The organism is Acinetobacter sp. CY81, assembly GCF_059515925.1.
The window spans coordinates 62,464-88,619 of sequence record NZ_JCAKNC010000003.1 but is presented as its reverse complement, the minus strand read 5'-3'; the positions used below and the strand labels follow the sequence as shown (position 1 = coordinate 88,619).

Annotated in this window: 26 protein-coding genes and 5 tRNA genes; 7 read left to right on the top strand and 24 right to left on the bottom strand. The window is 38.2% G+C overall.

The features are described 5' to 3' along the window. Positions 1-18: 18 nt before the first annotated feature. The 6 genes from AC5YDM_RS04890 to ispH form a co-directional block, all read right to left on the bottom strand. Positions 19-819, bottom strand: coding sequence for a pilus assembly PilX family protein (locus AC5YDM_RS04890; protein WP_496150997.1), 801 nt, complete (start codon positions 817-819; stop codon positions 19-21). Further along, on the bottom strand, positions 816-1,811 hold the full coding sequence (locus AC5YDM_RS04885) for a prepilin-type N-terminal cleavage/methylation domain-containing protein (protein WP_496150996.1): 996 nt from the start codon (positions 1,809-1,811) through the stop codon (positions 816-818). The genes AC5YDM_RS04890 and AC5YDM_RS04885 overlap by 4 nt, the downstream gene beginning before the upstream one ends. After that, positions 1,811-2,356: a type IV pilus modification protein PilV gene (gene pilV / locus AC5YDM_RS04880; protein ID WP_496150995.1), complete on the bottom strand. Its 546-nt coding sequence runs from the start codon at positions 2,354-2,356 to the stop codon at positions 1,811-1,813. Before pilV ends, AC5YDM_RS04885 begins: the two co-directional genes overlap by 1 nt. Further along, positions 2,353-2,796, bottom strand: a complete 444-nt coding sequence (locus tag AC5YDM_RS04875; RefSeq protein WP_496150994.1) for a GspH/FimT family pseudopilin — start codon at positions 2,794-2,796, stop codon at positions 2,353-2,355. Before AC5YDM_RS04875 ends, pilV begins: the two co-directional genes overlap by 4 nt. 143 nt (positions 2,797-2,939) lie before the next feature. Beyond that, positions 2,940-3,383, bottom strand: a complete 444-nt coding sequence (locus tag AC5YDM_RS04870) for a pilus assembly FimT family protein (RefSeq protein ID WP_496150993.1) — start codon at positions 3,381-3,383, stop codon at positions 2,940-2,942. 162 nt (positions 3,384-3,545) lie between these two features. Then, complete coding sequence (ispH, locus tag AC5YDM_RS04865; protein WP_496150992.1) at positions 3,546-4,496, bottom strand: 4-hydroxy-3-methylbut-2-enyl diphosphate reductase; 951 nt, start codon at positions 4,494-4,496, stop codon at positions 3,546-3,548. A gap of 134 nt (positions 4,497-4,630) precedes the next feature. On the opposite strand from ispH, the gene gmk reads away from it, so the two are divergent. The 6 genes from gmk to bfr all read left to right on the top strand — a co-directional run bounded on the left by gmk (position 4,631) and on the right by bfr (position 9,598). Continuing rightward, positions 4,631-5,251, top strand: a complete 621-nt coding sequence (gmk, locus tag AC5YDM_RS04860) for a guanylate kinase (protein WP_496150991.1) — start codon at positions 4,631-4,633, stop codon at positions 5,249-5,251. Between the two features lie 75 nt (positions 5,252-5,326). Then, positions 5,327-5,608, top strand: a complete 282-nt coding sequence (rpoZ, locus tag AC5YDM_RS04855) for a DNA-directed RNA polymerase subunit omega (RefSeq protein WP_496125781.1) — start codon at positions 5,327-5,329, stop codon at positions 5,606-5,608. A 200-nt stretch (positions 5,609-5,808) separates the two neighbouring features. Next, positions 5,809-7,911 (top strand): RelA/SpoT family protein, encoded by a 2,103-nt coding sequence (locus AC5YDM_RS04850; protein ID WP_496150990.1) that lies wholly within the window; start codon positions 5,809-5,811, stop codon positions 7,909-7,911. A 121-nt stretch (positions 7,912-8,032) separates the two neighbouring features. Then, positions 8,033-8,419, top strand: coding sequence for a RidA family protein (locus tag AC5YDM_RS04845; protein WP_496150989.1), 387 nt, complete (start codon positions 8,033-8,035; stop codon positions 8,417-8,419). Positions 8,420-8,634: 215 nt separating this feature from the next. Beyond that, positions 8,635-8,829, top strand: coding sequence for a bacterioferritin-associated ferredoxin (locus AC5YDM_RS04840; protein WP_496150988.1), 195 nt, complete (start codon positions 8,635-8,637; stop codon positions 8,827-8,829). Between the two features lie 304 nt (positions 8,830-9,133). Beyond that, complete coding sequence (gene bfr / locus AC5YDM_RS04835; RefSeq protein WP_496150987.1) at positions 9,134-9,598, top strand: heteropolymeric bacterioferritin subunit Bfr; 465 nt, start codon at positions 9,134-9,136, stop codon at positions 9,596-9,598. 85 nt (positions 9,599-9,683) lie between these two features. Here bfr and AC5YDM_RS04830 read toward each other — a convergent pair whose 3' ends face one another. The 18 genes from AC5YDM_RS04830 to tpiA all read right to left on the bottom strand — a co-directional run bounded on the left by AC5YDM_RS04830 (position 9,684) and on the right by tpiA (position 24,171). Then, the gene (locus tag AC5YDM_RS04830; RefSeq protein ID WP_496150986.1) at positions 9,684-11,306 is read right to left on the bottom strand and encodes an O-antigen ligase family protein; all 1,623 of its coding nucleotides are present in this window, start codon (positions 11,304-11,306) and stop codon (positions 9,684-9,686) included. Positions 11,307-11,367: 61 nt separating this feature from the next. Beyond that, positions 11,368-12,417 carry an O-antigen ligase family protein gene (locus tag AC5YDM_RS04825; RefSeq protein ID WP_496150985.1) on the bottom strand — a complete coding sequence of 350 codons (1,050 nt, stop codon included), beginning with the start codon at positions 12,415-12,417 and terminating at the stop codon, positions 11,368-11,370. Between the two features lie 298 nt (positions 12,418-12,715). Next, positions 12,716-13,186 (bottom strand): pilin, encoded by a 471-nt coding sequence (locus AC5YDM_RS04820; RefSeq protein WP_496150984.1) that lies wholly within the window; start codon positions 13,184-13,186, stop codon positions 12,716-12,718. A gap of 199 nt (positions 13,187-13,385) precedes the next feature. Beyond that, positions 13,386-13,946, bottom strand: coding sequence for a TPM domain-containing protein (locus AC5YDM_RS04815; RefSeq protein WP_496150983.1), 561 nt, complete (start codon positions 13,944-13,946; stop codon positions 13,386-13,388). Further along, positions 13,940-15,031 carry a TPM domain-containing protein gene (locus AC5YDM_RS04810; RefSeq protein ID WP_496150982.1) on the bottom strand — a complete coding sequence of 364 codons (1,092 nt, stop codon included), beginning with the start codon at positions 15,029-15,031 and terminating at the stop codon, positions 13,940-13,942. The genes AC5YDM_RS04815 and AC5YDM_RS04810 overlap by 7 nt, the downstream gene beginning before the upstream one ends. An 83-nt stretch (positions 15,032-15,114) precedes the next feature. After that, entirely contained in the window at positions 15,115-15,705 is a 591-nt protein-coding gene (locus AC5YDM_RS04805) for a LemA family protein (RefSeq protein WP_496150981.1), read from the bottom strand. A gap of 107 nt (positions 15,706-15,812) precedes the next feature. Continuing rightward, a complete protein-coding gene (locus AC5YDM_RS04800) occupies positions 15,813-16,631 on the bottom strand; it encodes a tetratricopeptide repeat protein (protein ID WP_496151242.1) in 819 nt (272 codons plus the stop codon). 91 nt (positions 16,632-16,722) lie between these two features. Continuing rightward, positions 16,723-17,127, bottom strand: coding sequence for a ribosome-binding factor A (locus tag AC5YDM_RS04795; protein WP_496150980.1), 405 nt, complete (start codon positions 17,125-17,127; stop codon positions 16,723-16,725). Then, the gene (gene infB, locus AC5YDM_RS04790) at positions 17,127-19,829 is read right to left on the bottom strand and encodes a translation initiation factor IF-2 (protein WP_496150979.1); all 2,703 of its coding nucleotides are present in this window, start codon (positions 19,827-19,829) and stop codon (positions 17,127-17,129) included. Before infB ends, AC5YDM_RS04795 begins: the two co-directional genes overlap by 1 nt. 10 nt (positions 19,830-19,839) lie before the next feature. Continuing rightward, positions 19,840-21,324, bottom strand: coding sequence for a transcription termination factor NusA (gene nusA, locus AC5YDM_RS04785; protein WP_496150978.1), 1,485 nt, complete (start codon positions 21,322-21,324; stop codon positions 19,840-19,842). Positions 21,325-21,365: 41 nt separating this feature from the next. Then, entirely contained in the window at positions 21,366-21,899 is a 534-nt protein-coding gene (gene rimP, locus AC5YDM_RS04780; RefSeq protein WP_496150977.1) for a ribosome maturation factor RimP, read from the bottom strand. A 204-nt stretch (positions 21,900-22,103) separates the two neighbouring features. After that, positions 22,104-22,180, bottom strand: a tRNA-Met gene (locus tag AC5YDM_RS04775). A 301-nt stretch (positions 22,181-22,481) separates the two neighbouring features. Next, positions 22,482-22,558, bottom strand: a tRNA-Met gene (locus tag AC5YDM_RS04770). A gap of 68 nt (positions 22,559-22,626) precedes the next feature. Continuing rightward, positions 22,627-22,703, bottom strand: a tRNA-Met gene (locus AC5YDM_RS04765). 68 nt (positions 22,704-22,771) lie between these two features. Continuing rightward, positions 22,772-22,848: transfer RNA gene (locus AC5YDM_RS04760), tRNA-Met, on the bottom strand. A 50-nt stretch (positions 22,849-22,898) separates the two neighbouring features. After that, positions 22,899-22,983 (bottom strand) — tRNA-Leu (locus AC5YDM_RS04755). A gap of 53 nt (positions 22,984-23,036) precedes the next feature. Further along, the gene (gene secG / locus AC5YDM_RS04750) at positions 23,037-23,366 is read right to left on the bottom strand and encodes a preprotein translocase subunit SecG (protein WP_496125768.1); all 330 of its coding nucleotides are present in this window, start codon (positions 23,364-23,366) and stop codon (positions 23,037-23,039) included. Between the two features lie 13 nt (positions 23,367-23,379). Beyond that, positions 23,380-24,171 carry a triose-phosphate isomerase gene (gene tpiA, locus AC5YDM_RS04745; RefSeq protein ID WP_496150976.1) on the bottom strand — a complete coding sequence of 264 codons (792 nt, stop codon included), beginning with the start codon at positions 24,169-24,171 and terminating at the stop codon, positions 23,380-23,382. 265 nt (positions 24,172-24,436) lie between these two features. Here tpiA and pilB point away from each other — a divergent pair, with 265 nt between their 5' ends. Next, complete coding sequence (gene pilB, locus AC5YDM_RS04740; protein ID WP_496150975.1) at positions 24,437-26,149, top strand: type IV-A pilus assembly ATPase PilB; 1,713 nt, start codon at positions 24,437-24,439, stop codon at positions 26,147-26,149. The last annotated feature ends 7 nt before the right edge of the window (positions 26,150-26,156 follow it).

Sequence of the window (26,156 nt, the reverse complement as noted above, 5' to 3'; positions counted from 1 at the left end):
TTCTAATACGCATTTGTTTTAGACTGGCTTAGAAACTTCTTTATAATCAGTAGCTAAATTAAATTCTTGTGTCTGCGATTCTACAGCAATTCCATATTGGCTTAGACAATCTGCTAAGGTTTTCAAACCAGGATGATCCTGATTATCATTCAGTCTTGGCTTTGCTGCACTCATACACTCTTGCTGAACTGTCGTCAAACTCGCTGTTGAATAGCTTGGCAACATTGCAGTAGTAGTCACTCTAAACCTGTAGTTTCCTGTCAAATTTTGCCCCAGATGTGAAGCTCCACTGACGTTAGTTCCCTCAGGCAAAAATTGCCCTTTCTCGACAGTTCCACTCTCATTAGAAATTAAAGAAACCGCTACTTGAGTGACGACAGCATCTCGTGCACTACCATAATCTGTAGTAAGCGAACAAAAACTATTTGCATTCCCTTGAATCAAGCGCATCTGATCTGTTGTGATCTTCGTTCCAGTCGTTGTATAAGGTGAAATTTGTGCAACGTTATTAATTTGAGCAAAGTTTTTTTGAGATTTAGGTCTATAGCAAAATACATATTCTCGATCAGACAATCCATTTTTTAATGCAAGCCCAATGACATTATCTAAGCGACGGATCACATTCGGCTCCATATTCCTTATAATGTAAAATGGCGTGTCGGCCGATTGATTGAGCAACTGCATCACCTGACTATTTGTTGAAACCTTAAGCCCCGTCATTGCATAACGAACAGCAAGCGTCCCAATCACAGTGACCAAAATAAGTACAATCATGGTCGTAATCAATGTTACGCCTTGTTGATTTGAAGACTGATTCATAGTCTGTCCCCTAATGCATTTCTAAGTCCAATTGTTTTCACATAAACCTGACGCGCGAATTTATTTTGCTTATTTACTGCAGCCGGTTTTTTTAATTTTATATCTCGCCCTAAAATTGAGTACGTTTTATTTGGGTCGATTTCTGAGCCAGCAATTTCATTAGATGACTTAACTAAAACCGACATTTTTATCACTTCTACAGCAGGCACTTGCGGATTAGGCATCAGGCGAGCCGCTGCCACCGCATCTCTATACTCTTGAACTGTATAGTATCTAAAATCATTACCTACTCGAGCACCTAAAAGAAATCCGAAATAATCCACATCAGGAATAATGATCTCTCCACCGTTACCAATGGAAAACCCTGTTAAAAATCCAGGATTTGCCTGGACACTTTCAGCAGATTCAGCTGGCGTATTTGCATCACAGGCTAAACCGTAACGAGGTAAGTTTTGATCATATGCCGTAGAATTAGTATCAACTCTCAGAAAATAACGCTGAACTACTCGATCACCTCTAAATACGCTTTCACCTTCACAGTTATGCATATTTTGTGGTGCTACAAATTGGATCGTTAATTGGTCACTCCCTCGATCTGTATTGCCTACCGAGGTCCACCCTTGAGCATCAGAGGATTGAGTTAAAATATTAGTAGCATATGGCGTGGTATTATTCTTATTACCAGCAGCTAAATTCACATTAGTTGAACTAGGTAATCCTGTAGAAAAAATGATGCCACCGAACGGCGTTTGATCATGCAAGTTCCTGTTTTCAACATTTGCATAATTCGCCAACCGCACATGATCAGCCACATATTCAAGCCCAAATATGCCACTATCTTGAATATTTAATACGCCTTCCTGCAATTTAGAACCTTTTAGGCCATTAATAAATAGAGACAAACCAGCAGCAACAACGATCAACCCTAAGGCAATTGAGATCATTAATTCAACTAATGTAAAACCTTGCTGTACTTTAAAGTTCATATTCATTAGTAAGCCTCCATCATCAAACATCGTGAGGATTGAACATAACTTCCTGTATCAGTCATACAATTTGAATAATTTATCGCAGCAACAGTTCCCGAAAAGGTTGTTTTATCCCAAGCAGAAAATAAGCATAAACGCTTTAAATCGTCAGGTGTAGCAGTTGCTATTCCTGGACAAGTTGCGATAGCAAGTTTGATACCGAATTCTTGTGCTTGCTTAGAGATTTCATAAGATTCATACATCGCAAACTCTGCCCCCGAGCAAAGTACTTCATTACATTTTTTGGTCGCAGATGGTGGTGTACTCGCCGTACTTAAAGAATAGGTATTAATGCTTGTTAAATAATTTGCTTTAGATTGATTGTTGACCCGCATTCCCTCTGTAATAGATTGCATGAAGTGCATCGCTTGAGTTTTAATTACCGCATCTTGAGAGGCTTGAATTGCACGCACCTGTAATGCCACAAATCCCATAACAGCAATCGCAATAATCAACAAAGACACCAATACTTCGATCATGCCAACACCCTTTTGATTTTTTTTATTCATGTGCATGTCCCATCTGTAAGCATTGAAACATTACCTGTTCTAGATATAAGAATTCTTTTTGATTTTTTGAGAGCAGAGTTACATAGACTCATACTTGTTAAGCTTGTATTGAAATCTTTAACAGTTCCATTGGGTAGAAATGTAATCGTAAATTTAGTGTTTTTCTCGACAATTTTATTTTTTTCTTCAGGCAACCAATTAAAGTTCAATCCAGAGTCAGTGCTATCTGAATTAATATTTACATTTGCCTCTTGGCGTAAAGTAAGCGCTTGGCTCCTTGCTGTGTTTAAAAGAAGTATTAGCTCCTTAGCTTCAGCATTTAAATTTTGAGACTGAAGAGTATCCTGAAATCTAGGTGCAGCAATTGATGCAATTATTGCAACAATTGCGATTACAATCATCACTTCTATTAAGGTAAAACCTTGTTGTGATTTGATCATTTATCCCCCAATATTTCTTTTTATCTTATATTTACAATAATATGTTGATCCAACCACAAAACAAATACAGTTAGGACAAAGTGTACTAAATGCAAGATAAGTGGGAATTGGTTAACAATTTTATAGAAAATTAAAGTTATTTTTTAAACATTACATGTATTTTCATCTTGGATGAGTTCGAAATCCCCCTTCGGGTTAATTTCTATTTTTAATTTTAAATCTGGGCGAGACACATCTACTAAGTCTAAGCATTTTATCTTAGGGTTGTACTTCACTTGTCCCAACATATCAAATTGAATAGAGGATACTTTTTTCAAATTTAAACCATCCAAATTCATATAAAAATGGGTTAATGAATGAGTATTTTTATGTTCAGTATTGAAGTGAAAAGTGACATTTCTTTTAATGCGAATGGCCTGTTGTCGCGCCTCATTCATCATTGCCAATATTTTTTGCGTTTCATTGACTTCGTTTTTCTGTTGAAAAAATTGAGTAATATTCGGAATTGCCAAAGTGGATACAATTGCGAAAATACTTACAGTTACCATTAGCTCAATTAGAGTAAATCCACGATTAAAAGTTTTCATTCTTATCACTTTATCTTTACTTAATGATAAAAATTTAAACTTTTAGCCGATAAAAAACAAAATAGTGCAGATAAATGGTATGAAAAAGTAGACGGAGTCACATTATTAACAATATAACTCTATCCATTTGTTATTTATGTTGTTATTTATGAAAATCAACTATTAAGCTTGAATAATATTAATACGCAGCTCTTTAGGTAAACTAAACGTAATATTTTCTTCTCTACCTGCTAATTCTTGCGGAACACTCGCACCCCAATCTTGTAAGCGCTGCAAAACTTGCTTGATTAAAATTTCTGGTGCAGAAGCTCCAGCAGTAACACCCACGGTTGCTACATGATTAAACCAGTCCTTCTGCAACTCATCGGCATTATCCACTAAATACGCATGTTTCCCCATACGTTCAGCCAGTTCACGTAAACGATTTGAGTTTGATGAATTTGGTGACCCAACGACCAACACCACATCGCATTGATTTGCTAGATCACGCACTGCATCTTGGCGGTTTTGTGTCGCATAACAAATATCATCTTTACGAGGACCTTGAATTGCAGGGAATTTCTCACGTAATGCATCAATCACTTTTGCCGTATCATCTATAGACAACGTGGTTTGGGTGACAAAGGCTAATTTTTCTGGATTTTTAACAATAAGAGAAGCAACATCATCTTCATCTTCAACCAAATAAATCGCACCACCATTTTTCAGATCATACTGCCCCATAGTGCCTTCTACTTCAGGATGACCTTCGTGACCAATTAAAATCGCTTCGACACCTTCACGTGCATATTTAGTCACTTCAATATGAACTTTGGTGACCAATGGACAAGTCGCATCAAAAACTTTTAAACCGCGACGCTGTGCTTCTGTTTGAACAGCCTTTGAAACACCGTGTGCACTGAAGATCACGATATTATCATCTGGCACTTCATGCAACTCTTCTACAAAAATTGCTCCGCGCTGACGTAGATCATCAACCACAAATTTATTATGAACCACTTCGTGTCGAACATAGATCGGTGGACTGAAAGTCTCAAGTGCACGATTCACAATCGCAATGGCACGATCTACCCCTGCACAAAAACCACGTGGATTGGCCAATACAATTTCCATAGGATCCTCAATGTTCACTTAATTTTTTGGACGATTCACAATAAATTTGCAAACAAATGTGCGAATAGCTATTTTGTTTGAAACTCGTCTACTCTAAAATAGAGAAGATATTTTATCATATCAGGAAAAATATCATGTCGGGTCTCTTGTTTGTCGTTTCTGCTGCATCTGGAACAGGCAAAACATCACTAGTTAAAGCCCTACTTGAGCGCGTAAGCAACTTACACGTTTCTGTTTCACATACGACTCGCGGACAACGTCCTGGTGAACTTGAAGGTGTTCATTACCACTTCACGTCTAAAGAAGTTTTTTTAGATCAAGTGAATCAAGGTGGCTTTATTGAATATGCTGAAGTTTTTGGGAACTACTATGGTACGTCTCAAGAAACTGTACAGAAGCAATTATCTAAAGGGCATGACGTTTTACTTGAAATTGATTGGCAAGGTGCTGAGCAAGTTCGTAAACTATTTCCTGAATCAAAACAAATTTTCATCCTCCCTCCAACGCAGTTTGATTTACGTCAACGTTTATCTAACCGTGGCACTGATGCAGTGGATGTGATTGAACATCGCTTAAGCTGCGCTGTTGAAGACATGCAACAATATATTAATTTCGATTACATTATTTTGAATGATGACTTTAATAAAGCGTTACATGATCTAGAGTCTGTGATTAATGCGAATCGTCTCGCTTTATCTCAGCAAGCTGTACGTCATCAAGAACTGATTCAAAAATTAATTACACCGAAACGTTGATTAAACTTGAGTCTATAGACGAAGGCATTTATACTGTTTAGTCTGTTAAAATTTTATACACAAACGAGAATTCTTATGGCACGCGTAACCGTTGAAGATTGTTTAGACCATGTAGACAACCGCTTTGAGCTTGTACTAGTGGCAAGCAAGCGCGCGCGTCAACTTGCTCGTCAAGGCATCGAACCTACTGTTGAATGGGATAACGATAAACCGACTGTAGTAGCATTGCGTGAAATTGCTGAAGGTCATGTAAGTAAAGATATCCTTAAGCACCGTGATCAAGATTACCAAACTTCAAGTTTAGATCTTGCTCTCTCTGCTAATAGCTTGAACTTAGACGGATTTTCTTTCCAATAAGTCTTAATTTATATAAATAAGCCTAGTATTTTTACTGGGCTTTTTTATTGTTTTTTTTAAGATAATGATTCGACAAAAACCGAAAAATTTGTTAAAAAAATAGATAGTTTATTTAATAGCAAATTGACAATGTAAGCGATATGCTGATTGATGAGCATACGTCTTTATTTTTGTTAATTCTGTAATACAAAAGGTGCAATATGCCAGGCCCAATGGTCAGCGAAGCGAAGCAACAACTGAAAATCATAATCGACGCTTATTTATCAGAATCTGATGTCGAGAGGGTTTTGCTTGCCTGCGACTATGCCGATGTTGCACATGATGGAATTACGCGTAAAAGTGGTGAACCTTATATTTTACACCCCATTGCGGTCAGCTGTATTTTAGCGCACATGCGCTTGGATGCCGAAACCTTAATGGCGGCACTTTTACATGATGTGATCGAAGACACCGACTTCAACAAAGAAGACATTACTGAAAAATTTGGCAAAACCGTTGCTGAGTTGGTTGACGGTGTAACCAAACTGAGCCATTCAAGCGATAAAGAATATAACAAAGCAGCTTCATTTCGAAAAATCCTGCAGGCGACTCTACAAGACCCACGTGTCATTATTATTAAACTGGCAGACCGCTATCATAATATGACCACGCTTGAATCATTACGCCCCGATAAACGTGCGCGTATTGCTCAAGAAACCTTTGATATTTTTGTACCTATGGCACGCTTAGTGGGTATGAATGAGATGGCAGATAACCTTGAACATCTGTGCTATCAAAATTTAGACCTGGACATGTTTAATAATGTGCAAGAAGCTTTGCTCCAAACCAAACCTCAACGTTGCCAATACCAATCAACATGGGAACAACATCTCAGCAATCTTTTAACTGAGTTCAATGTCCCTGGTCGTATTAAAAAGAAAAACAACAATATTGAGTTACTACGTCACTTTGTTAAGAATGAGATTGATCTTCAAGAGTTAACGCATAGTCATGCTTTTGAAATTATTTTGCAAAGCATCGCAGACTGTGACCGCTTGGTTGAAATTTTAAAAGAAAATTTCCAAGTCCTCAGTTTCCAAGATCATATTCGCTACCCTTTGCCAGGTGGTAATCAGTCATTAATGCTCCGCTTGAAAGGTGAGAAAACCACTCTTTCACTTACGATTCAGACGGAGTTAATGCGTAAAGCAGCTCGTTTCGGCGTGGTACTTGGTGAAAATGCACCTCAAACTTGCCGATCTGCTATTCAAGCATCCATGAAAAATCTAAATACATTGGTCGGTGGTGATTGTGCAAAAACCACATTTAGCGATCTCTTAGATTATTTACATCAAGATAAAATTTGGGTGTATACCCCACATGGTCAGCTACATGAATTGCCACAAGGTGCAACTGCGGTTGATTTTGCATATTCAGCGAGCTTGTTTTTAGGAAACCATGCCGTTGGTGTAAAAATTAATGGTGAAACCAAACCATTGTCTACACCCCTCGTCAGCGGGCAAGTGATTGAAGTGATAACCGATGTTCTTGCATCACCAAATCCAGACTGGTTAAGCTTCATCAACACTCAAAAAGCTCGTCGCTCCATCCAAAACATACTGAAAGAACAAGATATTGAAGAACAGCGACTCGTTGGACAACAAGCTTTAAATCGTGCTTTAAAGCTATTTAATCTATCTGTAAAAGATTTAAGTCAGGATGATTGGCGTGAACTGCTAGAGTGGCGCCATATCCAAGACCAAAATGATTTGTTCGAACAAATTGCTGTAGGTGATTTATTACCTCAGTTGGTCGCCAATCACCTCTTTTCACAAGATCAAACTGAACAAAGCCAAAGTTCACGCCTGATTTTAGGAACAGATGGCGTCGATGTAAAATATGCACATTGTTGCAACCCAGTTTTAGGTGATCCAATTCAAGGACATTTATCGCGTCGTGGTTTGATTGTGCATCGCTCACGCTGTCACAATCTTCTACATGAGCAACATTTACATCCTGAAAACATCATGCCATTACAATGGAATGAAGAGGAAGAAGCAGAGATTAACTTTAATGCCTACCTTCGCATCGACATTGTTTTAAACGATGAACAAATTTCAGAACTGATCTACATCTGTCGTAAAGCAAAAATCGGCATCGAATCTGTACGTAAATACGAATCTAAGACCTATTTAGACATTGTGGTACACAACCGTCAACAAATTGCGCAAATCATTCGTGAATTACGTATGCAGTTTGGTTTTCCACGTATATCACGCCAGCTAATGCCATTAGCTGTACCTGAAGTATCAAAAGCTGGCTAATCATTTATTAATGCGATTTATCTGACGTGGTAAATCAAAATTACTGAATTAAATCACTTTTATGTTTGACGAAATGTTTTGATCCTTTATGATGAAATGAGATGAAATAAAGGAGAAATTGATGTCCCGCCAAGTGATTCATACTGAAAATGCACCTGCTGCGATTGGTACTTACTCTCAAGCGATTCTCGTCGGTGAAACGCTTTATCTATCGGGTCAAATCGGTCTAGATCCGTATAGCATGGAATTGGTTGAAGGCATTGAAGCTCAAATTCGTCGTGTTTTTGATAATTTAAAAGCAGTATGTGAAGCTGCTGGTGGCTCATTAGCTGATATTGCAAAACTTAATATTTTCTTGACTGATCTTTCAAACTTCCAACTCGTAAACCAAATCATGGGCGAATACTTTGCCCAACCCTACCCTGCACGTGCAGCGTTAGGTGTAGCTAGCCTACCTAAAGGCGCATTAGTTGAGATGGATGGTGTGGTCATTATCACTAACTCATAATTAGAAATCATATATTGAACGTAATTTCAGCATTGATTCTAAAAATTATTAAATTCAAATAGTTATTAAATGCTAAAAGATACTGCCGATAAGGCAGTATTTTTTTATTCAAAAACCCAATCATCATAAATGCAAATTTAAATGAATTTCATTGACAAACGATAATAATTATCAATAATACTAGATATCGCATTTAACATTGTGGTTCTACAAATATGTACGTTTGCTTATGTCGTGGTATTACAGATCAAGATATTAAAGATGCCATGGCGAATGGTGCTGAATCTTATCGTGAGGTTCGTGATCTATTAGATTTAGGCACGTGCTGTGGTCGTTGCGCCCCTGAAGCAAAGAGCATCATTAATGAAGAGCTATCTTTAATCGCTGCGCGAATCTCTATCGCTGCTTAGATACGTATTTATAGGTAAACCCTTTCATTTTCAAACATCTAATTTTTAAACAACACAACAAGACAAGACATAACAATAATAGGCTTAAAAAATTTCTCCCCCCGCTTTGACTCAGCGGGGTTATTTTTATCTCAACAATAATTCTAAATTTTTAAAATGTTATGTTCCTATATCCCAAGTGTATTTGATTGCGATTTTCATTTGCCGTTCTATAAATCACTCGTCAGTATCCCTATAGATCATGTAAGATGGCCGTTATGGATTGCCTTGTTGATAAGGCACAAGATGATTTTGGAGCAGAACAATGAAAGGCAACCGTGACGTTATCAACCAACTGAATCAAGTGTTGTATCACCACTTAACCGCAATTAACCAATACTTCCTACATTCGCGCATGTTTAATGACTGGGGAATTGAAAAACTAGGCTCTGCTGAATACAAAGAATCTATTCACCAAATGAAACATGCAGACAAAGTTATTGAGCGTATTTTATTTTTAGAAGGCTTACCAAATTTACAACACCTTGGCAAATTGTATATTGGTCAGCATACGGCTGAAGTTTTAAATTGTGATGTTCGTAAAGTAAAAGAAAATATTGAAGCCATTCAGTCTGCGGTAAATCTTGCTGAACAAACGATGGATTATGTGACCCGTGATCTGTTGCAAGAGATTCTAGAAAAAGAAGAAGAATACCTAGATTGGACAACCACTCAAATTGATCTGATTGAAAGTATAGGCATAGAAAACTACATTCAAAGCCAAATTTAATTTTTTGACTTGATATAGAAAATCCCCGCTATGAAATATATGACATAGCGGGGATTTTTTATTTACTGTGTAAATCTTAATTGCTTTATTTTAAAAGATCTTCATAAGCTCGTTTCTGATGATGCAGAGTTTCTAATACCCAAAGCTGATGCCTTGCTTGTTGTTCTTTGCCATTAAACGCCAACACTTGAGCATGCTTATACAAATCATATTTAGCTGACATATTTGCAACCATACTCTCTATATGCGCAAGCTGTTCTTCATTCATTTTTGTTTTTGGATCAAGCTGAATCCACCAAATACGCTCTTTAAATTGTGTCAGTAAAATAATCTCTTTATCCATCACCTGTTGTTGTGATGCTGTCAAAAGAGTTTTAACACTCGCAATACCACTTTGCTCTTTATACAAGAAATAGTCTCGAACAGAAACAGCACAACCTACAATACATACAATTGCGACCATGGAGATTTTTCTTGAGCTAACTTGAATCGTAGGTAAGTTTTTATATTGCGCTTGAATAATCCCAAGCAAAAAGCCTGCAGGCAATAGGAAATAGGCATAATGCAGTGGAAACTCGAGCATACCATGAATCAAAATTGCACAGACCATTAAGGTCGCAACAATCGAGACGGTATCTTTAACCCCTTTATTCAACCAAAATAACCAAGCTGTTAAATACACAACTATCAATCCACCAATGATCGCTCCATTCCAAATCAATAGATCAAAAATAATATTGTGTGCACTCTTGTACCATTCATGCGAGGGATAAGCATCGAACGCAGCCATTTGTGCCATGCCCGTTTGATTCCAACCATAGCCAAACCAAGGTTGTTGCAGCAAAGCGATCCACTGTTGTTGCCACATATCCAATCGCAAGTAACCTGATGATGCTCGCTCTGCAACAGAGGTAGTTTCCACTATTTTTAAGTCAAACAGGTCTGCAATCAATTGATGAATAAATGGAAGATTAGCAATCATCAGTGCAAATACAGCAACCCAACTCAGCAATTTCAAAAAGCCAAATCGTTTATTTCGGTTAAATTGTTTAACGCCTAAGTAAATTAAGATAAATAAACATACCACCCAAGACGTGCGTGATTGGGTTAAGGCAATGCTAAACATCAAGATGAGTGCATAGTGCACCAAGTAGATACTCTTGAGCCATTTTTTTTCATAAAAAAATAGACATGCTAACAATGCTACTGTCAACAAAGTTGCCAAGTTATTTGGCTGTGCCAAATTTGCATAAGGCCGATTGCCTTTAAAGGTGTACATCCACGGTGAAAAATATCCGTACAGATTCAACCACTGACAAATAGCAATCACACTTGAAACCAAACCTACAATTAAAATAACAAGTGAAAATACTGAAAATACTTTTTCTCGTTGTTGAGTATCTTTGGATAGGTTAAAGCCAGCAATCACCATCAACCAAAACATCAATACATAGGCAAAACATAAAATTGCATTGGATGCATACAGTATTTGCCCTGTAACCAACTGTAGTAATGGAATACTCAGTAGCGGTATAGCGATCAGTTGTGGCCTAGGAAAGTCTATTTTCTGTTTATAAAAACTTAGCAGCAACAATGATGCCGATAGAAATGTAAGAACTTCTGAGGAGAATGTAGGCCAAGGTGTTTTATGAAAAGGAATAAGCCAAGCTATCACAATAAAAATCAAACAAAGAATAAGAATTTTCATGAGGAACTTGTTAAAAATCGATTACGTATTTTACCTTTAAAATTTAGACTTTAAAATTTTATTATTTTGAAAGCCTTTGACTTCCACCATGCTCCCAAAAATAAGGTGCTGCTCTTCCATCCATACTTGAACACTGGAAGCAAAGAAAATCCTGCCCGATAAAAAAAATAGTAATTACAGTAAATGCTATCCCATAAAGTACAACAAGTATTTTGCTAGAGTAGTATTTTTTTTTGTTTTGATTAGCATTGATGATTCTCATCTCTGAAAAAGCAATTGCAAAAAATAGTACACATACAACTTGTGATGCAGGATAGATGAAATTCCCCGAAAATGCAGCATCAATTAAAATAGCTAAGACACCCATTTTGAGAGCAATCGAAATATTTGATTTAAATAAAAAATATAGTTTATAAAAAAAGTACGCCAATAAAAATATACCTAACATGCCCCATTCGAATATCAGCCTTAAATATACGTTATGCATATGGTGTCCATACTTAAAATGATGCTCTGCTAAATAACCTCCACCTATACCTAGCAATGGTGATTCAAGCCATTTTTCAAACATATAAACCCAAATTTCATAGCGATAAGATGTAGAAAATCTGGCTATATTCAAGTCTATTGAATCACCTGATAAATAGTTATGAACAATAAACATGAGCTTATAGGCTAAAAATGCCAATCCCAAATACAGGAATGTAAATAAGATTAGTTTCTTATTTTTATTATCAAGAAGAAACATAACGATTAATGGCAGTACTATGCTTAATAGTGCAGATCTTGCACCATCGACAAGAAGTGCTAACGCAATCAAAAAGCAGATTATTGGATATACATAATTAATAATTTTATTTTTTTGATATTTTAAAAATACTGCTAACCAAAACACAGGAATTATAAAACTATCATAAATTCTGATAGAACTCGAATTCATTTGCCAGTCATACATTTTTGATGAACTGATAAACTCATAAATAACAGCAGGTAGAAAAAGGCAAGGTAATATAGATACCATAACCAGGATAGATAAAATTAGTTCATTATGTTTTGTGTTGTAATTTAAATTCAACAGGCTGTGAAACATGAGCCACATGCCTAACCACATGATTAAATCATAAATTTGAAATATATTATTAAAATTGATTATTAGTAGAGAATAAAAAAGAAATAATATATTTAATAAATAGTGATTATTAGATATTGTTTTTACTGGCTTGGACAATAATGAAAAAATAATTGATGCGAAAACTAAAATTACTTGAATAACTCTCAGTTCATCATAAGGATTAGCTATCCAACCTAGCTGAAACCCTAAGACAAATATAGTTAAATATAAAATTGTAATTAATAACATATAAATAAAAAAGGAGTATCCTAAGATACTCCTTTCTCTTATTCAAAAATTAAGATTTAGTACAAGATGAAGGCAGGTATTTTTGCTCGATATCTGTTGATGAGCAAGTCCAATCTGTCGAGCCATCCTCTTCAACTGAAGTCAATACAAGAGTTTTTCCTTGTAAACCACTGCTAACATTACTACTTTGGAAAAGAGCTGAAATTGTACATACTGGTGCTTTACCATCAGCCGCAGGTGTTTTTTGAGCTACAGTTACCGATGCAATATATTTACTTGTAATACCGTCTGCTTTAGCAATTCCCTCAGACTCAGCAGAAGCATTGTCTGGACAAGTAGCCTTTTGACTCATCACTTCTACAGTCGGAACTTTTAAACCTGAAGCTAAGCTTAAAGCATCTGTAACTTGTGCACGTGCAATATAGTTTTGATATGCAGGAATCGCAATCGCAGCCAAAATACCGATAATCGCAACAACGATCATTAATTCAATAAGGGTAAAACCTTTTTGAGCGTTCATAACTTTTCTCCCAAGAAAAATTTAAATAACTTTATGTTTGAATTAAATTGGCAATTTATGTGTCTTAGATGTTTCATTGCCAACTTTCTTAATGCCTATTCTAATTTTTGTGATGAGCTTTTCAATATTTATTTTACATTATGTTTTTATATGTAATTTTAAGTAAAAAACTGACATTTTTTGTCAGTTTTAATACTTATTAGTTCAGTATGATCGGTGCATTACCCAATTCATTTTCTTGATCTTCAATTTTATGATCATAAAAACGATCAAGAATCTGACCAATTTCTTTTACGCCCTGAATCACTCCTTGCGTGTAATTTTTAAGTTTCAATTCCTGGGTGATATGATCACATATCGCTTGCCATTCGTGTTGTTGTGTTGCATGATCAATCCCTCGGTCAATCACGATCTCTACCATTTGTTCACATAAGTTCAAATAGAGTAAAACCCCACTATTGTGTGCTGTATCCCAAACACCCAATTCAGCGAAAAGCTGTCTTGCACGCAACCGCGTGTTCTGTCTATAGGCAACACCGCTAGGGATATAGCCTTCAATCACCACCTGAATTTCTCCAACATGACCGTGCTCAGCCTCTTTTACGGCTTGAGCAATTTTAGTTTGATCTTGTTTAGAGAAATATCGTTTAGATGCAGGCATATAAAAAAAATGTTTAAACCAACGCTTCAAACTCGGAGCGACACCCTGTTGTAACTTGGGTTCAGTAATAATTTCAGTTGTTTCTGTCTTTGTTACCATGAGCCTGATGCTCCTCCCCCACCAAAACCACCGCCACCGCCGCTAAAACCACCACCGCCCCCAAAACCGCCGCCGCCTCCACCACGACCAGCGCCTGATAGAAAAGCTTGAAATAGCAATTGAGCGATTGACGTAAACAGTAAAAAGAAAATACCGATACCAAAGATCAAACTCATGATAATGCCAGAGCCAAAGATCATACTGGCAGCAAATGCAGTTACACCTGCAACTGATGCACTAAGGCGATTACCAATAATAAATGACGCGACTATTCCTACGATCAAGATAAAAAACACGGCACTTAAAGTCTGATCTTTGGCTTGCTGCTCTTTAACTGCTGCTTCTTGGCGATCTTTTAAATCCTGTGCTGCTTTTTGTGCAATCTCAGGGTCTAAATTTAATATCCGTTCAATCTCAGTTACCCCTGAAATCAAACCTTGTCCATATTGATTGGCTTTAAAATATGGTGTGATCTGCTCACGAATAATTCGATTGGCAATGATGTCTGGAATCACGCCTTCCAAACCGTATCCAGTGGCAATGTGTAACCGTCGATCATTAATCGCAACTGCGATCAGTAAGCCATTATCCTGCTTGGCAGAACCGAGTTTCCACTGTTCTGCTGTACGCATTGCAAAATCAAAAATACTTTCCTGACCTGTTGTTGGCACAATCACAATACCAATTTGACCCTTACCTTGCTCGTATAAATTTCGAATTTGGCTATCTAAAACTGCTTTTTCATTGGCAGTTAATATATTGGCTTGGTCAATAACAGGGGCATTTAAGGTTGGCAGTGTGCGAATGGATTCACCATCCGCCATATCATTTGCAACCGTGATCGGACTGGTTGCGCTTTGATTTGCCGTGGCTTGATCTGTATTTCCTTGGCTCGTATTTTGAGTCGTATTGGCTTGCTGATCAGGTTGAATGATCTTTTTGATAACCAATGCTTCTTCTTGATCTATCGCGGTTGCCGTTTCAGCATAAAGCACTGACGTTCCAAACCCCATAAGCAATACAAAGCTCATGATGATAATGGCATTTAGCTTTTTTAAAGCCCTAATGACGTGCCGATTCAGCATAGAGATTCCTCAGTCTTTCATACTGGGTAAAGTACATGATAAAGCATGACTCAAAACCCAGAATTGAAGGGCGTTCATTCAAATTAATTGAATGAAACCGTCGGTGCTTTTTGAGCACTTGATTCAGCACTGAAGTTTTCTTTGGTATCCATGCCAATGACTTTAGCTGTCATGGCTTGTGGGAACTGGCGTACATACGTGTTGTAATCTTGAACAGTCGAGATATAACGATTACGTGCAACAGCAATACGGTTTTCTGTTCCTTCAAGCTGCACTTGTAAGTCACGGAACTGTTCATTGGCTTTCAAATCTGGATAGTTCTCCGTAACAGCCAATAAGCGAGACAATGCACCTGTCATTTGAGACTGTGCTTCTTGATACTTTTTAAATAACTCAGGATTTTCTAAAACTTCTTTATCGACTTTTAAACCTGCAACATTGGCACGTGCCTGCGTCACTTCAGTTAACACTTGCTCTTCATGTTTAGCATAACCTTTCACCACATTGACCAAATTTGGGACTAAGTCAGCACGTCGTTGATATTGGTTTTGAACTTCAGACCATGCACCTATCACAGACTCATCTTTGGCTTGTAAAGTGTTATAACCACAACCTGAAAGTGTGAGTGTGCTTGCCAGTGCAATTGAAACCATTGTCATTTTTAACATTTTCATTCAATTCTTCCTCAGTATTTATTTGTATTTGTTCATATAAAAATCATTTTAAACTGATTTTAAAGTTAAATTGTATTTTTTCTTTACTCAAGATGACAAGCTGAACCTCAACCAATATTATGAAAAATATTAATAATTTCAGCAAAAAAGCGTTTAAACGCATACCATTTGGAATCTCGAATATAATGTATACGTTGCTCAATCAGTGCTTTGTCTACAAATCCTCTTGAATCTGCAAGCTCATATAAACTCCATACATCATCCTCATCCCCACTGAGTAATACTGCTTCTATATTCGCCATATTAAATATAATTTGAGCACTAATAGGATCATGCTTCACAAATCTTAACCGTTGATCCATTTGAATTTTACTGTGCTCTAAAATATTTTCCAAACTCAACATTTGATTATTAAACTCAAGTGTCTTCACTTTAGCTTTAGGTGCAGCTTTATAACCAAAATCAAGCCCAAGTACATCATTGCTTTTTATCCAATTCGGATTTTTCCGTTGTTCTAATTGGGCATCTAAAATTTTAAGATGAATCCATTCACTATTTTCATGAATATGTGGATCACGTTTAATACCTTGATTAATCCAATATTTAGCTTTCTCCAAATCACCATTTAACTCATAAACGGTACCTAAATTAGCTGCCGTTTTGGCAAGCAAAGGATGCGATTTTTCTATTCCTTTAAAAACTTCAATAGCATCATTATATTGATGTGCATAAATCAGTAGCACACCATAATCATTAAGTTCTTGGTGTGTCTTGAACTTTTTATCTAAATTTTTTAATTCTGCTTGAGCAGTTTGCTCATCTAGGCCCTCTCTGCCTAAATCAAAAGCATAAGTGTTGATACAAGCATGTGAAGCAGGTACTGTAAACAGTAACCCAAAAGACAATATTATTATTCTTGCATTCATATTCAAGGATTTATCATTATTTGTAATTTTCAAAATTATAAATTAACCCATAAAAAAAGCCACCCGAGGGTGGCTTTTTTATCGATAACTCTTATTCGTCATCTTTCTTTGCTTCTTCTGGAGGTAAATCCTTCACAGCTTCAGCAATCAGACCAAACATGTAGTTACCATATGCATTGGTTTTGTCATAGTGGAAACGCAAACGTGGTGTAATACGTGTCTTGATTTGACGGCTCAATTCGTGGCGTAAGAAACCTGATGCTTTATTTAACACATCAAGCGTTTCTTTATTTGCCGCTTCATTTTGCTCATCACCCAGTTCACGACCCATTACAGTCACATAAACTTCTGCGTAACCCAAATCTGGGCTCACTTTCACCGCAGAGATAGTCACTAGACCACCTAAACGCGGATCTTTGAGCTCTTGACGAATCAGTTCAGAGAGCTCTCTCTGAACTGTATCAGCCATACGCTTAAGACGTTGACTACCCGCCATTAAAGACTCCGTTTAATCAATTGAACATCGTACACTTCAATCTTATCAAGTGCTTTGATGTCTTTATAACCTTTAACCGCAAGACCACATTCCATACCCGCACGAACTTCTTCAACCACTTCTTTGTAGCGACGAAGAGACTCAAGCTCACCTTGGAATACAACCACGTCATCACGTAATACGCGAATCGGTTTGTTACGGTACAACATACCTTCAAGTACCATACAGCCTGCAGCTGCACCAAATTTACTTGAGTGGAATACTTCACGTACTTGAGCAACACCCAAAATCGTTTCGCGATGTTCTGGCGCAAGCTTACCGCTCATTGCCGCCTTAACGTCATCGATCAATTGGTAGATTACAGAGTAGTAACGAATATCAATGCTGTCCGCATCTGCTTTTTGACGTGCTGTATTGTCCGCACGTACGTTAAAGCCGAGAAGTACCGCTTCTGAAGATTCAGCAAGTGTCACGTCAGATTCAGTGATCGCACCTACACCTGAACCAATGATACGTACTTTAACTTCGTCAGTTGCAAGATCAGCAAGCGCAACGTGTAATGCTTCTAATGTACCGCGTACATCAGTTTTCAATACTACATTCACGATTGGAACATCTTTCTTGCCCATAGACGCCATGATGTTTTCAAGACGCATTGCAGATTGACGCTCAAGACGTTTTTGACGTTCACGATCCATACGCGCATCAGCAACTTCACGTGCTTTTTTCTCGTCGCTTACAACAAGAACTTCATCACCCGCCATTGGCGCTTCTGGAAGACCTAAGATTTCAACTGGAATCGAAGGACCTGCAGATTGAATACGTTTACCATTTTCATCTGTCATTGCACGTACGCGACCGTAAGATGCACCAGCAAGAACTAGATCACCTACTTTCAATGTACCGTTTTGAACAAGAATAGAAGTTACCGCACCACGACTGTTGTCTACACGCGCTTCAATTACAACACCCTGAGCTGCACCTTCTTCAGACGCTTTCAACTCTAACAATTCAGCTTGAATCGAAATAAGGTCAAGTAATTCATCAATACCCATACCAGAGTGCGCAGAAACCATAGCAACTGGTACATCACCACCCCATTGTTCAGGTACGATTTCTTTTACAGTCAATTCATTTAATACGCGATCTGGATCTGCAGATTCTTTATCCATCTTGTTGATTGCAACAATGATTGGCGTACCTGCAGCACGTGCATGATCAATTGCTTCCGCAGTTTGTGGCATTACACCATCATCTGCTGCTACAACTAGAACAACGATGTCAGTCGCTTTCGCACCACGAGAACGCATTGCAGTAAATGCAGCATGTCCTGGAGTATCAAGGAAAGTAATCATACCCTTGTCAGTTGTAACGTGGTAAGCACCGATATGCTGTGTAATACCGCCCGCCTCGCCTTGAGCAACTTTTGCACGACGAATACGATCAAGAAGCGATGTTTTACCATGGTCAACGTGACCCATGATTGTAACCACTGGAGCACGAGTCGATTGCGCACCACGAGCTTCTTCAGCAGCTTCAAGTAAGTTATCTTCTGCTTGAGTATCTGAAACACGGACTGGGTTATGACCCATCTCCTCAACAACAAGCGCAGCAACTTCTTGTTCAATCGCTTGGTTCTGTGTAACCAACTCACCCATTTTCATCAGTGATTTGATAACTTCGCGAACCTTGATTGCCATTTTTGCAGCTAAGTCAGCTACAACAATGGTTTCACCAATTTCAACATCATAAACTTGTTTTTTAACTGGTTTTTCAAAGCCATGTTTATTTGAAGAACTTGTTTTCAGACCACGTTTAGGTTGTTTGCTGAAACTTTGCTCTTCTTGACCACGACGTCCACCTTTTTTCGGTGCACGAGCGGTAGGTGTATTCGCACCACGCTTAATATCGCGGTCTTCTTTCGCAAATGAATCTTCATAAGCCTGACCTACAAGACCAGCTGCTAATGGAGAATCATCTACAACACGAATGGTCGCCGTCGCATCTTCATTAGAATACTTGGTTGCCATTTGACGCATTTGCTCAAGTGTACGCTGTTGCGCTTCTTCAGCCGATTTACGACGTGCTGCTTCTTCCACTGCTTTTAATTTAGCAGCTTCTGCTTCACGCGCTTTTTTCTGTTCAGCTGTTTCAGTCGGCTTGGTTACTTGTTTAACGATCGGCTTATTGGTCGATTTACGTTTAACAACAACAGCTGCTTTCGAAACTTCTTGCTTAGCAGTTTCAGTTTTCGCTGCAGCACGCATTGCATTTAATGCCGCACTTGCGTTATTTACAGGTTGAGCAGGCTTACTTTCTACAGATGTAGATGCCTTATTTTCAACTTTAACTTGTGTATCAGCTGCAGCTTTAGCCAAAGCTTCTGCTTTAATTTGTTCAGGGTCTGGCTTAGTAAACGTATGCTTCTTACGAACTTCTACGTTAATAGTTTTAGCTTTACCTGAAGTACTTGCAACTTTTGCAGTACTTGTTGTTTTACGTTTCAACGTGATTTTTCCTGCGCTGCCGTTGTCTTGTCCATGCACTTTTTTCAAGTGTGAAACAAGGCGGTCTTGCTGTTCAATCGAGATTGTGTCTTCTGCCTTTGCTTGAGGCAATCCTGCTTCTCGCACCTGATCTAATAGTTTTTCAACTGGAAGACCGACGCTGACTGCTAACTCTTGAATTGACTTATCCGTCATATACGATCTCCTAGTTAAACCATGATTCACGTGCTTTCATAATGAATTGACCCGCTTTTTCAGCGCCTAAACCTTCAATATCAGAGATATCGTCAGTTGCTTGATCCGCAAGATCATCCACTGTCACTACACCGCGTGCCGCAAGAGCAAATGCAACGTCAGAAGTCATTCCTTCCATTGCCAATAATTCTGCGCTTGGGTCTTGAATATCTTCTTGCTGTTTTAAAGCATCTGCCAATGCAATTTCTTTTGCACGACTTTGCAATAATTCAACTGTTTCTTCATCCAATTCGATTTCTTCGAATGTTTCAACAGGAACATAGGCAATCTCTTCAAGTGAAGTGAAGCCCATTTCAACCAATGCCATTGCAAGATCTTCTTCAATATCAAGACGACTTACAAACATATCTAAATACACTTGCGCTTCATTTTGCTGACGCGCGCGGTATTCATCTTCTAGCATCATGTTTAACTTGTAGCCTGTTAACTCTGATGCTAAACGTACGTTTTGACCTTGAGAACCGATTGCACGAGCCAATTGATCACTCGTAGCAAAAATAATATCTGCAGTACGCTCTTCTTCATCAATCACGATACCCGATACATCAGCAGGCTCTAAAGCACTTGCGATGTATTGAGCAGGATCATCAGACCATACAACAACATCAATACGCTCACCATTCAACTCAGATTGTACTGCTTGGATACGCGTACCACGCATACCAATACATGCACCCACTGGGTCAATACGATGATCGTTGGTTTTCACTGCAATTTTAGCACGAACACCTGGCTGACGAGCAGCAGCTTTAATCTCAATGATTTCTTCAGAAATTTCTGGAATTTCTTTCTTCATCAAAGCGATCAGCATTTCAGGTTTAGCACGTGATAATTGTAGTTGAGCACCACGACCTTCACGGTTTACATTGAATAAAATCGCATTTACACGCTGTTTAGGACGCAAAATTTCTTTTGCGATCATTTCTTCACGTGCTAGATAAGCTTCAGCATTTTCACCAAGATCGATAATAAAACCATCTTTAGTTTGCTTTTTCACTTCACCGTAAATCAACTCACCGACTTTAGATTCATAAGCATCAGCGATTAATGCACGCTCAGCTTCACGAATCTTTTGTACGATCACTTGTTTTGCAATCTGTGCAGCAATACGACCAAACTCAATTGAAGGAACTTCAAGTTCGCGCACATCACCAATTGACCACTGTGCTGGATCAAGATCAGAAATTGCATCTTGGCAAGCAGGCATTTCATGATCTTCATCAGCAACAACTGTCCACTGACGGAAAGTACTGTATTCACCAGTTTTACGGTCAATTTCAACACGAAGCTGCGCTTCTTCAGAATTTGTGCCTTCGTAGAATTTTTTCTTCGTTGCAGCAACTAAAGCTTGCTCAAGTGCCTCGAAGATCGCTTCACGACTAACACCTTTTTCATTACTAACCGTTTCAGCAACGGTAAGAATTTCACGGCCCATAAGTCACCTACTATTCAAATTCTTCTTCATTAAAATTAAATTTAGTCTTGAAAGATCAAATTAGCTTTATCGATATTATGACTATCGATTTCAATCACATGTTGATTTTCCACTTCGACTTGAATCAGTTCATTTGCCACATCAACACTGACAAGCTTGGCTTGGAATTTACGACGATTTTCTACAGCAGAAATCAAACGCAAAGCCACTTGCTGTCCAACATAAGCTTCCATTTGTGCCAAATGGAAAAATTGACGATCCCAACCTGGTGAAGATACTTCTAAAGCGTACTCACCTGAAATTGGATCATGCACATCTAAAATTGCACCAACTTGCTGTGTAACGCGTACACAATCTTGCACACCTACACCACGCCCAAGCTCAATATCACCATCTTCAGTGATTGTCGATTGTTCAGCAGTTTCATTTTCACCAACTGGCTTGTCGATAAAAATACGTAACAATGAACGCTTACCTTGAGGTGTAAATTCAAGACCCCAGAGTTCAACATTACATGCTTCTACTGCAGGTGTGATTAAGTCTAGGAGTGTTTGGGTTTTATTTGATAACTTCATTTACTCTCGTCATTTCCGTGGGATTCAACCGGCCCTACGACCGTAATAAACTTACTATAGTGATAGCATGATAATTTGACCAATTGATGTCCACACTACACGATAGATAACAAAAAAGGGCGAAATCGCCCCTATTATTGCACAGAAAACCAAAGTCCACTGTGCAAAAAGGCCCACCTAGTTGTGAGCCTCTTTTAAGAAACTTGGTAGCGGGAGCTGGATTTGAACCAACGACCTTCGGGTTATGAGCCCGACGAGCTACCAGACTGCTCCATCCCGCATCAACGTGCAAAATTATAACCAAATATGAAGCATTTTTCAACAAATAACTCATATTCGACTGATTAAGTTGCATCTTAACCAGATGAGTAGGTGGAACTGATTTAAATCAATAACCTTCGTATATCAAATGAGTTTTAACCCCCTAATCTAGGAACTAAAAATTCAATCAAAAACAAACTACTCTTTAAAATTGGTAGCAAAAGCTAGGTTTGAACAAACAACCTTCGCAATATTATGAAGAGTTGAGCCCGACAAGCTAAACCATTATAAAAAAGCGACACCAAAAATATTCTAAAAACTTGGTAGCGGGAGCTGGATTTGAACCAACGACCTTCGGGTTATGAGCCCGACGAGCTACCAGACTGCTCCATCCCGCAACAAATACAATTTTATTTTCAACTTAAAAAGGCTAAGTTGCTTATTTAAGTCTGTATCTTAAATAAGTTGGTAGCGGGAGCTGGATTTGAACCAACGACCTTCGGGTTATGAGCCCGACGAGCTACCAGACTGCTCCATCCCGCAACAAATAACAAATTATGTTTCTCAGTTTTAAAAACTGCCTTTAGAAAGTTTGTTTCTTTAAAAAGGATTGGTAGCGGGAGCTGGATTTGAACCAACGACCTTCGGGTTATGAGCCCGACGAGCTACCAGACTGCTCCATCCCGCAACAACAGAAAACTTAGCCACTTACACCAACTTATGTTCTGGATTATAAGTTGGTGCGGAAGGGGGGACTTGAACCCCCACGCCCGAAAGCACTACCACCTCAAGGTAGCGTGTCTACCAATTCCACCACCACCGCAGCTGTGTCGCATTCTAGTAGCATCAGCATCAAAATGAAAGGGAAATATTCAATTACTCAGCAGTTTTTGGTGCAGTTGTCGAAGTTTCAGGCGTTTTTTGTTCAACCTGTTCAGTCGTGTTAATTGTTTTTAAGCCATAAGCATCTGTCGTTTGTTTTTTTGCAAATACTGCCAGTGTAATACTGGTAATAAAAAACAATGCCGTCAAAATTGCAGTCAATCGAGTTAAAAAATTACCTGAACCTGATGCACCAAAAACAGTCGCCGCACCACCGCCACCGAATGAAGCACCTGCATCTGCACCTTTACCATGTTGAACTAAAATCAACACAATCATTAAAACAGCTAAAATAATATGTACCACCAGCACAAATGTTTGCATGCTGCACTCCTAATTATTTTGATTGAGCAAATGCGTGAGCAATTTGATAAAAAGATTTTGCATCTAATGACGCACCACCAACCAGCGCACCATTAATATCTGGGCAAGCTGCCAACTCTACTGCATTCTCGGGCTTAACACTACCACCATATAAAATCGCAGTATTTTTACCTTCTGAAGTGATCTGTATCAAACCTTCACGAATTTTAGCATGCATGTTTTGCGCATCTGCAGGTGAGGCTGTTTTACCTGTACCAATCGCCCAAATAGGTTCATATGCAATCACAATATTTTTCCACTGCTCTGTTTCAACCACTGCAGCAATATCACAAATTTGTTGTAAAACCACAGCTTCAGCTTGTCCTGCTTCACGCTGTTCTAAACTTTCACCGACGCAATAAATAACGGTCAAACCAGCGCTAAGCGCATTTTTAATTTTTGCATTTAAAATCTGCGGATGATCACCAAAAATTTCTCTACGTTCAGAATGCCCAATTAAAACGTAGTCAATACCACTATCTTTGAGTAACTCTGCACTGATATCACCAGTATATGCACCAGTTCCTGCCATACGAGATACATCTTGAGCAACTGTCATCACGTCAACAGAACTATTTTTAAGCTGATCTTTGATATTCAGTAATGCCAAAGTTGTTGGTGCTACACCAATACGACAACTTTGAGAATCAATCACTTGTTCTGTTAAAAGCTGAGTAAAATCTTGAACCAATTGTTGAGCATTAGCCTGCATTGGGTTCATTTTCCAATTGCCTACAACCCACGGAGTAATTGTCGAACCCGACATACATCTAACCTTCTTTCTAAAATGCGCACATTCTACACGGAATTTTCTGAATTAAAGTAATTTTTAATATGACTCAGTACTTATTAAAAATATGATCTTTAAAAATAAAGCAGTATTTGAGCAAAGATAATCTCGAAAATAATCAATGAGTCATTCTTTTACTTTAATTTCTGTATACATTAATGCTTTTAAGTATAGAATTATTTAATTAGAAACGTATAATTTTCGTATTCAAATTATAAAATGATTTTAAGGCGTATTGGTGATGACATTAGAACCAAATGTACCAAAATTTTCGGGGCTCAATCGTCGCTTAGTTGATGAGGGGAATTTGACTGCGCAACAAATGCAAGCAGCAATTGATGGTGCAAGAAAAAATAAAAAGAAATTAATTCCATACCTTATTGATCACTCCAATATCAATCCAAGCATTATTGCTGCTTTGATTGCACAAGAATTTGGAGAGCCTTACCTCAATCTAGATGCCTTCAATGCCGACTTACTGCCTAAAGAAATTACAGATGTTAATTTAGTTAATAAATATCAAGTCCTTCCACTTTATCAACGCGGTCAAATTTTATATGTTGCGACCAGTGATCCAACAGACCTCGAAGCACTTGATGCAATTAAATTTAATACGAAACTCAACGTCTCACCTGTTATCGTTGAAGCAAATAAACTAGAAAAGCTCATTGAAAAAAGTTTTGCTGATACATCAACTTTCGATTTTGGCAGTGAAGATCTCGATGTTGATTTGGTTGGTGGCGATGAGAATAACGCAACTCAACAAGAAGATGAGCCTTCAGGTGATGACTCTCCTATTGTCAAATACATCAATAAACTATTAGTCGATGCAATTCGTATGGGGGCTTCGGATTTACACTTTGAACCTTATGAAAAATCTTATCGTGTTCGCTACCGTGTGGATGGTGTTCTCCGCCATATTGCCAATCCGCCTTTACAACTAGCAAACCGTCTTGCATCTCGTCTTAAAGTCATGTCACAAATGGACATTTCAGAAAAACGAATTCCACAAGATGGTCGTATTAAATTAAAACTTTCTAAGACTAAAGCCATCGACTTTCGTGTCAATGCGTTACCAACGCTATTTGGCGAAAAACTCGTTTTACGTATTTTAGATCCATCAAGTGCCATGCTCGGCATTGATGCATTGGGTTATGAAGAGGACCAGAAACAATTGTTCATGGATGCTCTAGAAAAACCTCAGGGCATGTTGCTTATTACAGGCCCAACGGGTTCTGGTAAAACAGTATCTCTATATACAGGTTTGAATATTCTCAATACTGAAAGTGCCAATATTTCAACGGCCGAGGATCCAGTCGAAATTAACTTAGAAGGCATTAACCAGGTCAACGTTAATACCAAAGTTGGACTGACCTTCTCTGCAGCACTTAAATCATTCTTGCGACAAGATCCTGACATTATTATGGTCGGTGAGATTCGAGATTTAGAAACAGCAGAAATTGCGATCAAAGCCGCTCAAACAGGTCATATGGTCATGTCTACACTACATACCAACAGTGCGCCTGAAACACTGACTCGATTGCGTAATATGGGAGTTCCTTCTTTTAATATTGCAACGTCAGTCAATCTCGTAATTGCGCAGCGTCTTGCTCGCAGACTGTGTAGTCATTGTAAAAAACCTGTCGATGTTCCAAAAAACAGCCTCTTAGAAATGGGCTTTACAGAAAAAGATTTAGCTGATCCTGAATTAAAAATTTACCAGCCTGTTGGCTGTGAAGAATGCCGTGAAGGCTATAAAGGTCGTGTCGGTATTTACGAAGTCATGAAAGTCACACCTGAAATTTCAAAGATTATTATGGAAGATGGCAATGCATTAGAAATCGCAGCTGCCTCTGAAAAAATGGGGTTTAATAATCTTCGCCGATCAGGGCTTAAAAAAGTGATTAGTGGTTTAACCTCTTTACAAGAGATTAACCGCGTGACCAGTGAATAATTAAAAA

Coding starts and splice junctions, on each gene's coding strand:
- ispH (WP_496150992.1), bottom strand. CDS start 4,496: ATGGAAATTGTATTGGCCAATCCACGTGGTTTTTGTGCAGGGGTAGAT.
- AC5YDM_RS04810 (WP_496150982.1), bottom strand. CDS start 15,031: ATGCTGAATCGGCACGTCATTAGGGCTTTAAAAAAGCTAAATGCCATT.
- AC5YDM_RS04830 (WP_496150986.1), bottom strand. CDS start 11,306: ATGAAAATTCTTATTCTTTGTTTGATTTTTATTGTGATAGCTTGGCTT.
- gmk (WP_496150991.1), top strand. CDS start 4,631: ATGTCGGGTCTCTTGTTTGTCGTTTCTGCTGCATCTGGAACAGGCAAA.
- AC5YDM_RS04845 (WP_496150989.1), top strand. CDS start 8,033: ATGTCCCGCCAAGTGATTCATACTGAAAATGCACCTGCTGCGATTGGT.
- AC5YDM_RS04795 (WP_496150980.1), bottom strand. CDS start 17,127: ATGGCGGGTAGTCAACGTCTTAAGCGTATGGCTGATACAGTTCAGAGA.
- AC5YDM_RS04875 (WP_496150994.1), bottom strand. CDS start 2,796: ATGATCAAATCACAACAAGGTTTTACCTTAATAGAAGTGATGATTGTA.
- AC5YDM_RS04815 (WP_496150983.1), bottom strand. CDS start 13,946: ATGGTAACAAAGACAGAAACAACTGAAATTATTACTGAACCCAAGTTA.
- secG (WP_496125768.1), bottom strand. CDS start 23,366: ATGCAAACATTTGTGCTGGTGGTACATATTATTTTAGCTGTTTTAATG.
- AC5YDM_RS04870 (WP_496150993.1), bottom strand. CDS start 3,383: ATGAAAACTTTTAATCGTGGATTTACTCTAATTGAGCTAATGGTAACT.
- pilB (WP_496150975.1), top strand. CDS start 24,437: ATGACATTAGAACCAAATGTACCAAAATTTTCGGGGCTCAATCGTCGC.
- AC5YDM_RS04885 (WP_496150996.1), bottom strand. CDS start 1,811: ATGAATATGAACTTTAAAGTACAGCAAGGTTTTACATTAGTTGAATTA.
- nusA (WP_496150978.1), bottom strand. CDS start 21,324: ATGGGCCGTGAAATTCTTACCGTTGCTGAAACGGTTAGTAATGAAAAA.
- rimP (WP_496150977.1), bottom strand. CDS start 21,899: ATGAAGTTATCAAATAAAACCCAAACACTCCTAGACTTAATCACACCT.
- bfr (WP_496150987.1), top strand. CDS start 9,134: ATGAAAGGCAACCGTGACGTTATCAACCAACTGAATCAAGTGTTGTAT.
- AC5YDM_RS04805 (WP_496150981.1), bottom strand. CDS start 15,705: ATGAAAATGTTAAAAATGACAATGGTTTCAATTGCACTGGCAAGCACA.
- tpiA (WP_496150976.1), bottom strand. CDS start 24,171: ATGTCGGGTTCGACAATTACTCCGTGGGTTGTAGGCAATTGGAAAATG.
- infB (WP_496150979.1), bottom strand. CDS start 19,829: ATGACGGATAAGTCAATTCAAGAGTTAGCAGTCAGCGTCGGTCTTCCA.
- AC5YDM_RS04850 (WP_496150990.1), top strand. CDS start 5,809: ATGCCAGGCCCAATGGTCAGCGAAGCGAAGCAACAACTGAAAATCATA.
- AC5YDM_RS04825 (WP_496150985.1), bottom strand. CDS start 12,417: ATGTGGTTAGGCATGTGGCTCATGTTTCACAGCCTGTTGAATTTAAAT.
- AC5YDM_RS04840 (WP_496150988.1), top strand. CDS start 8,635: ATGTACGTTTGCTTATGTCGTGGTATTACAGATCAAGATATTAAAGAT.
- AC5YDM_RS04820 (WP_496150984.1), bottom strand. CDS start 13,186: ATGAACGCTCAAAAAGGTTTTACCCTTATTGAATTAATGATCGTTGTT.
- AC5YDM_RS04890 (WP_496150997.1), bottom strand. CDS start 819: ATGAATCAGTCTTCAAATCAACAAGGCGTAACATTGATTACGACCATG.
- rpoZ (WP_496125781.1), top strand. CDS start 5,327: ATGGCACGCGTAACCGTTGAAGATTGTTTAGACCATGTAGACAACCGC.
- AC5YDM_RS04800 (WP_496151242.1), bottom strand. CDS start 16,631: ATGAATGCAAGAATAATAATATTGTCTTTTGGGTTACTGTTTACAGTA.
- pilV (WP_496150995.1), bottom strand. CDS start 2,356: ATGAATAAAAAAAATCAAAAGGGTGTTGGCATGATCGAAGTATTGGTG.